We start from the raw sequence: 7,472 nt of genomic DNA on the forward strand, positions 1-7,472 counted from the left end.
CTCATACTTGGAAATCGAAGAGAATTATCATATCTTTGTAGAACGCTGAACTGTAAGAAAACAAAAAAGGTATATTCCCTTTTTTAATGTGGGAATATACCTTATTATATAATACGTATATGTCTACTTATTCAGTAGCACGGAAACTCTCAAGACTGTCTGCATCGAAGTTATTGATGTAAGTCGCATGACCACAAACCTCTTCCTCAGCATGACGAACATATACGTTAGCACTCTTGGTAAAGAGTTCTGGAGCACGATTAGCATCGTCAATGATAAGCAATGACATGATGATATCAGCCGTCATATCGTACAAACGACGAGCTAAGAAGTCTTGTACCTCTTGATTATCGGCTGCTTTCACCCCCTCTAAAGCTTCCTCATAGAGAGCCACGAGTTTAGCTGTACGAGCTTGTAAAGGCTTGAAAGCATCAGAAACCTCTGTCTCTAACATCTCTTTCATGATGCCAAGATAAGTTCCATTGGTGATATAACGGATGGCAGCAACCACTTGTAGCTGTGTGGTACCTTCGTAGATAGAGAAGATACGAGCATCGCGGAACAAGCGTTGGCTCTTGTATTCCATGATAAAACCAGAACCACCATGGATACTGATAGCATCGTAAGCATTCTGATTGGAATATTCTGAGTTCATACCCTTAGCCAAAGGAGTAAACGCATCGGCCAAACGTGTGTACTTTTTCTGTTCCTGTCGCTCTTCTGGAGTGAGTTTACGATCGCGTGAAATATCGTCAAGAGCCTTGTAAATATCCACATAACGAGCCGTCTGATAAAGCAATGAACGACCGGCATCCAGCTTCGCCTTCATACGTGAAAGCATGTCATAGACAGCCGGAAATTCGATGATCTTCTTGCCAAACTGGGCACGATCTTTAGCATAAGCAAGTCCTTCGTTGTAAGCTTCCTGCTCTACGCCGACGCTCTGTGCTGCAATTCCAAGGCGAGCACCATTCATCAAGGCCATCACATACTTGATAAGTCCGAGACGAGTACTACCACATAGCTCTGCCTTAGCATTCTTATAAGTAAGCTCACAAGTAGGAGAACCGTGGATACCGAGTTTATGTTCGATGTGACGAACGTCTACTCCACCATCGCGTTTATCGTAAATAAACATAGAAAGTCCACGTCCGTCGTGTGTTCCTTCTTCCGAACGAGCCAATACCAAGTGGATATCTGAATCGCCATTGGTAATGAAACGCTTCACACCATTGAGCCTCCAACAGTTTTCTTTCTCGTCGAATGTAGCCTTCAACATTACACGTTGCAAGTCGGAACCGGCATCCGGTTCGGTCAAATCCATTGACATCGTCTCGCCGGCACAGATACGTGGGATGTATTTTTGGCATTGTTCTTCTGTTCCAAACTCATAAAGCGTGTCGATACAAGACTGTAAACTCCATATATTTTGGAATCCTGCATCAGCGGCAGAGATGATTTCAGAGAGCATAGAGAACACTACATTGGGCAGATTGAGTCCACCAAAGCGACGTGGCATGGATATTCCCCACAGTCCGGCCTTACGTGTTGCGTCCAAATTCTCGTATGTTTTGCTTGCATAAATCATGCGTCCATTCTCCAAGTGTGGCCCTTCAATATCCACATCTTCCGAGTTTGGCTCAATGATATTAGCCGCTACATCACCTGTAATATCCAAGATACGCTTGTAATTTTCAATCGCATCCTCATAATTTACGGGTGCATCTTCAAACTGTTCCTTCTCTACGAAGTTACGTTCCTTTAGTTCTACGATGCGTTTCATCAGAGGATGATTCAAGTGGAATCCTATCTCTGGATGGTCTGTATAATAGTTTGCCATGTTATTATCGTTTATGGTAGGTAACTGAAGTTATCTGAAGTTAAGCGCTACGCGCCGGAGTTAACAGACAATAGCTTATCTATGATTGAGCATCTTGCTCTTTTTGTAAAGCATGGTTTTCCACAATTCCCTTTACATAAGCATTGAGAAACCAACTTGTCTTTTCTATTTGGGTGTTCAATTCCAAATATTTATCTTCATTAATATATCCCAAATCGTGCGAAAGAATGATATAATAACGACACTCTTCCAAACTTTCTTGAGCTATATTCATAAACTTGAGCTTATCAACTTTGGATAGTTTACGATAGTCTTCCGATATATTTGCTGCAATAGATACTGCTGCACGCTGGAATTGAGAGGTAAGTCCAAACTTCTCTTCATTTGGAAACATCTTTGTAACTCCATACACACGCAATACAAAATCGTGTGCTTCTCTCCAAGCAATAATATCGGTAAAACTATTCGCCATAAGACATTGGTCTGTTAACTTCCGTCGGTCAAAAGACCGACTAAATCCTAATAACTTCCGTTATCTCCTATTCTTTTATTATTTGCTATTCTGTTTATAATACTTAATGAGTTTCGGAACAACCTCTTCTACCGTACCATTGATGATATAATCGGCGATTTTGTTAATCGGAGCATCCGGATCATTATTAATAGAGATGATGATTCCGGCATCTTGCATACCTGCAATGTGCTGAATCTGACCTGAGATACCACAAGCAATATATACCTTTGGATGAACAGTAACGCCTGTTTGACCAATCTGACGGTCGTGATCTACCCAACCGGCATCCACAGCTGCACGACTGGCACCAACTTCTCCATGAAGTTCTTTAGCCAATTGGAAAAGCTGTTCAAAGCCCTCTTTGCTGCCAACACCATAACCACCGGCTACTACAATAGCACTACCTTTCAAATTGTTTTGCGCTGCTTCCACATGGCGGTCAATGACTTTTACCACGTAATCGGTCTCTGGTACATATTTAGCTACATCAGGATATACGACTTCGCCTTTTGCTTGTCCCTCATATATAGCCTTCTGCATTACACCAGAACGAACCGTTGCCATCTGAGGACGGTGGTCTGGATTCACGATAGTAGCCACGATGTTACCGCCAAAAGCCGGACGAATCTGATAAAGCATGTTCTCATAGTGCTTACCGGTCTTCTTATCGTCGTAGTCACCAATCTCTAATTGTGTGCAATCGGCAGTCAAGCCAGAGGTCAATGAAGAAGATACGCGGGGACCAAGGTCACGTCCTATCACCGTAGCACCCATCAAAGCGATTTGGGGTTGCTCCTCTTTAAACAGATTTACGAGTATATCTGTATGGGGAGCAGAGGTGTAAGGAAATAGTCTTTCTGCGTCGAATACAAACAATTTATCCACACCATAGGGCAGTATCTGATCTTCAACCTTGCCTTTGATGTCTGTTCCGGCAACAATAGCATGCAGGTCTACACCCAGCTGATTAGCCAGTTTACGGCCCTTGGTCAGCAATTCTTGAGATACTTCAGCTACTTCTGTGCCTTCAATCTCACAATATACAAATACGTTATTCATAATGATCAAGTCTTTGAGCCTATGAGTTTATGAGTCTATGCCGTCCTACAAAGGTCGACAACTCAAAAACTCAATCACTTATCCTATAATCTTTTCGTTCAACAATTCCTTTATCAAACCTTCCACATCAGCATCGCTACCCGTCAGAGTCTGGCTTTCTTTTGCTTGGAACACAATATTCTGAACCGACTTTACCTTTGTAGGAGAGCCGCTCAAACCGCATTGTGAAACATCACCATCAACATCGGCTACCGACCATTGATTCAATGTCAGATAAGGACGTTCGGCATACAGCGCTGTCCAAGGTTCATTGCCTTTACGCTCCATAGGACATGTAGCATACTTATACTTCATGACCAACTTCGCATTACATGGGCGACAAGGAGCAGCACTTCCATTGACTGTCACGACAACTGGCAACGGAGCCTCCACTGTTTCCACACCTCCATCAATATGACGACGAATTGTTGCCTTACCATTCTCTACCTTTTGGATTTCTTCAGCATATGTCACCTGATTCAAACCCAACTTCTGAGCCACCTGAGGACCTACCTGTGCCGTATCACCATCAATGGCCTGACGACCACCAACGACGATATCTACACCACCAATCTTCTTGATAGCGGTAGCCAAAGCATAACTTGTGGCCAACGTATCAGCACCGGCGAATAGTCTATCGGTTAACAACCAACCCGTATCGGCACCACGATAAAGTCCTTGGCGGATAATCTCGCCTGCGCGAGGAGGACCCATTGTCAGTACACCTACAGTAGACCCCGGATACTGGTCCTTCAAACGAAGAGCCTGTTCCAGCGCATTTAGATCTTCAGGATTGAAGATTGCGGGCAAAGCAGCACGATTAACTGTTCCTTCAGCAGTCATCGCATCTTTGCCAACATTTCTTGTGTCTGGTACTTGTTTGGCAAGTACAACGATTTTCAAAGTCATAAATTTAATATATATATTGTTCGATTTTACGTCAACATGGTCGCAAAAGTACTTAAATTCTCACGTAATTCCAAATAAAAAACATGAAATCGAACGTATAAAACACGAATGTGAATCAATGTAAAAGAGCCTTTCTAGTTAAATAAGTACAATGCCCGAAACTTTATAACACGACTTGATAAAGATATTAATATTTTAGTTAAATTTGTAAGCGATAAGAAGATTTAGCGAACAAACTAATAATATGAAGATAGGTTTATTTATACCTTGTTACGTAGACGCACTGTACCCAGAAGCGGGAGTGGCTACCTATAAGTTGCTTACCCACTTAGGACTAGACGTAACATATCCTGTTAAGCAGACATGCTGTGGCCAACCTATGGCCAACGCAGGATTTGAAAACATGGCCAAACCATTGGCCATGAAGTTTGAAGACATGTTCAAAGCCTTTGACTATGTAGTAGCTCCGTCGGCCTCATGTGCAGCTTTTGTCAAAACATTCTATCCTCGTATCCTTGAAGGAGAGCATGAATGCGTCACCTCTACACGCATCAAAGACATCGTGGAATTTCTCCACGACATCATTCAGGTGAGGTCTTTGCCCAGCAAATTTCCACATGTTGTGAGTGTACACAACAGTTGTCATGGTGTACGAGAATTAGGACTGTCTTCTCCTTCCGAGAGAAACATCCCCCAATATAATAAAATTATAGACTTATTGAACCTTGTAGAAGGTATCACGGTGAAAGAGCCTGAACGCCCGGATGAGTGCTGTGGGTTCGGTGGAATGTTCGCCGTAGAAGAGCCTGCGGTCTCTACTCGCATGGGACGCGACAAGATTGCGCGTCACATAGCTACCGGAGCTGAATATATTACAGGCCCCGATAGCTCGTGCTTGATGCACATGCAAGGCATTGCCAAGCGCGAAAACAAGCCTATCAAATTCATTCATGTAGCAGAAATCTTAGCAGCAGGACTATGAGCACATTTCATTCTAAGAACGCCACATTATTTAATAAAGATGTGGAAAAGACCACATGGCACGACCAAACCTTTTGGTCAGTACGCGCCAAGAGGGACATCATGGCCAAGCAACTGCCCGAATGGGAGACTCTACGCGACCATGCCAGCGCTATCAAGAAGCATACCATCACTCATCTAGCCGACTATTTGGAAATGTTTTCCAAGAATTTGGAGACCCGAGGTGTCATCGTGCATTGGGCCAAAGATGCCGAAGAGTTCAACAAGACGGTACTTGATATTCTCGAAAGTCACAAAGTGAAGAAGATGGTGAAATCGAAATCCATGCTCACAGAAGAGTGCGGAATGAACGATTATCTCATGAGTCGCGGCATAGACGTTGTGGAAACCGACCTTGGAGAGCGCATCATCCAATTGCTCCATCAAAGTCCCAGCCACATCGTGATGCCTGCTATTCACTTAAAACGAGAAGAGGTTGGGCGCATGTTTGAGGAAAAAGGTATCAGCAAAGAGATTGGAAATTACGACCCTACCTACTTGACACGCTGCGCACGCTATCACCTTCGTGAGGAGTTTATGGGAGCAGAAGCCGGCATGACAGGCTGTAACTTCGGTGTGGCAAGCACGGGGGATTGTGTGGTTTGCACCAATGAGGGAAATGCCGACATGACCACTTCGATGCCAAAGTTGCACATCGTGTCAATGGGTATAGAGAAATTGGTACCCGACTACGACTCATTGGCCGTATTCCAGCGCCTGCTCTGTCGTTGCGGAACAGGTCAACCTACCACCACCTACACCTCTCATTTCCGCCAAGCACGTCCGGATGCCGAGATGCACGTGATTCTTGTAGACAATGGTCGTAGCAATATGCTCGCCGATGACGACCACTGGAGAAGCATGAAATGCATTCGTTGTGGTGCTTGCATGAACACTTGTCCGGTCTATCGTCGGTCGGGTGGATATAGCTACACATACTTTATTCCCGGCCCAATCGGCGTAAACTTAGGTATGTTGAAAGATCCACAGAAGTACAGCGACAACGTCAGTGCATGCTCATTATGCTTGAGTTGCGACAACGTATGCCCCACTCACGTCGATCCGGGAAGCCAAATCTATCTCTGGCGGCAACGGCTTGACAGTTACGGCAAAGCTGATCCGATGAAGAAGACCATGTCTATGGGGATGAAAATGCTATTCAATTCGCCCACCCTCTATACCACAGCTTTGAAGTTTGCACCACTTGCCAACTACGTACCAGAAGCTCTCACACATCTCCAAAGACTCAATCCGTGGGGCATCGGACATGCCAAACCGGAATTTGCCAAGAAGTCTTTCCACGAATTATGGAACGAGGGAAAAGTAAAATAATCCATTGTTGCGACTAAACGAACATAGAAATGAACAAGGAAGAATTATTCGCCAAATTACGCGCCAACACTAAGGAGCAGTTTGACATGCCCGATATGAACATCAACGGCATCCGCTATGAGGACACCGTCAAGCAATTTATTCAAACGACTATCACCTCCGGTGGAAAGATAGTGGAAGCCAAGAAGACCGACGACTTAAACGAAATCGTACGTCAGGCTTACCCCGAAGCGCAAGTATTTGCTAGCAATCTACCGGCCATTACCATTGCTCAAAAGAATCCTGATACCGCGGCTGAAGCCGCAGACCTTAATGGTACCGATGTCGGAATTATTCAAGGAGAGGTTGGGGTGGCTGAGAATGCCTGCGTATGGGTACCTCAAACCATGAAAGAGAAGTCTATCATGTTTATCTCAGAGAATCTGGTTATCCTGCTCGATCGCCAAAACATCGTCGATAACATGCACGATGCTTACAAGCGTATCAAGATGGATGAACGATATAACTTCGGTACTTTCATCAGCGGACCATCTAAAACGGCCGACATCGAACAGTCTCTTGTCATGGGTGCACAAGCAGCTCGCAGCGTAACGGTGGTCATCTTAGACTAAGCATCAATCAGTTGGGCACTGTTCAAGCATCTTGATTGATTTACTGCCAAGACGGTTCAATTTTGCTGCCAAGCTTCTACAGCATCACTGCCTAGCCCCAACAGCAATGTTGCCTCACTCTTGCAGTGAAGCTAGATAAAAAAAGACG

At 44.4% G+C, this 7,472-nt stretch carries 7 protein-coding genes; 3 read left to right on the forward strand and 4 right to left on the reverse strand.

The genetic code is table 11. The features are described 5' to 3' along the window. Nucleotides 1-127 precede the first annotated feature (127 nt). The 4 genes from HMPREF0671_RS11310 to HMPREF0671_RS11325 form a co-directional block, all read right to left on the reverse strand. Nucleotides 128-1,840: an acyl-CoA dehydrogenase family protein gene (locus HMPREF0671_RS11310; RefSeq protein ID WP_036900783.1), complete on the reverse strand. Its 1,713-nt coding sequence runs from the start codon at nt 1,838-1,840 to the stop codon at nt 128-130. Nucleotides 1,841-1,919: 79 nt separating this feature from the next. Beyond that, a complete protein-coding gene (locus tag HMPREF0671_RS11315; protein WP_036900786.1) occupies nt 1,920-2,312 on the reverse strand; it encodes a four helix bundle protein in 393 nt (130 codons plus the stop codon). A gap of 78 nt (nt 2,313-2,390) precedes the next feature. Next, on the reverse strand, nt 2,391-3,413 hold the full coding sequence (locus tag HMPREF0671_RS11320) for an electron transfer flavoprotein subunit alpha/FixB family protein (RefSeq protein ID WP_036900789.1): 1,023 nt from the start codon (nt 3,411-3,413) through the stop codon (nt 2,391-2,393). Nucleotides 3,414-3,491: 78 nt separating this feature from the next. Next, nucleotides 3,492-4,361, reverse strand: a complete 870-nt coding sequence (locus tag HMPREF0671_RS11325; RefSeq protein ID WP_036900792.1) for an electron transfer flavoprotein subunit beta/FixA family protein — start codon at nt 4,359-4,361, stop codon at nt 3,492-3,494. Nucleotides 4,362-4,605: 244 nt separating this feature from the next. Here HMPREF0671_RS11325 and HMPREF0671_RS11330 point away from each other — a divergent pair, with 244 nt between their 5' ends. Genes HMPREF0671_RS11330 through HMPREF0671_RS11340 form a run of 3 tightly spaced genes read left to right on the forward strand, consistent with a single transcriptional unit; the run spans nt 4,606 to nt 7,324 of the window. Further along, entirely contained in the window at nt 4,606-5,343 is a 738-nt protein-coding gene (locus HMPREF0671_RS11330; RefSeq protein WP_036900795.1) for a (Fe-S)-binding protein, read from the forward strand. Then, complete coding sequence (locus HMPREF0671_RS11335; RefSeq protein WP_036900797.1) at nt 5,340-6,713, forward strand: lactate utilization protein B; 1,374 nt, start codon at nt 5,340-5,342, stop codon at nt 6,711-6,713. The genes HMPREF0671_RS11330 and HMPREF0671_RS11335 overlap by 4 nt, the downstream gene beginning before the upstream one ends. A gap of 29 nt (nt 6,714-6,742) precedes the next feature. After that, nucleotides 6,743-7,324, forward strand: a complete 582-nt coding sequence (locus tag HMPREF0671_RS11340) for an LUD domain-containing protein (protein ID WP_036900800.1) — start codon at nt 6,743-6,745, stop codon at nt 7,322-7,324. The last annotated feature ends 148 nt before the right edge of the window (nt 7,325-7,472 follow it).

Origin of the sequence: Prevotella sp. S7 MS 2, from assembly GCF_000762865.1 — a bacterium.
Classification (GTDB): Bacteria; Bacteroidota; Bacteroidia; order Bacteroidales; family Bacteroidaceae; genus Prevotella.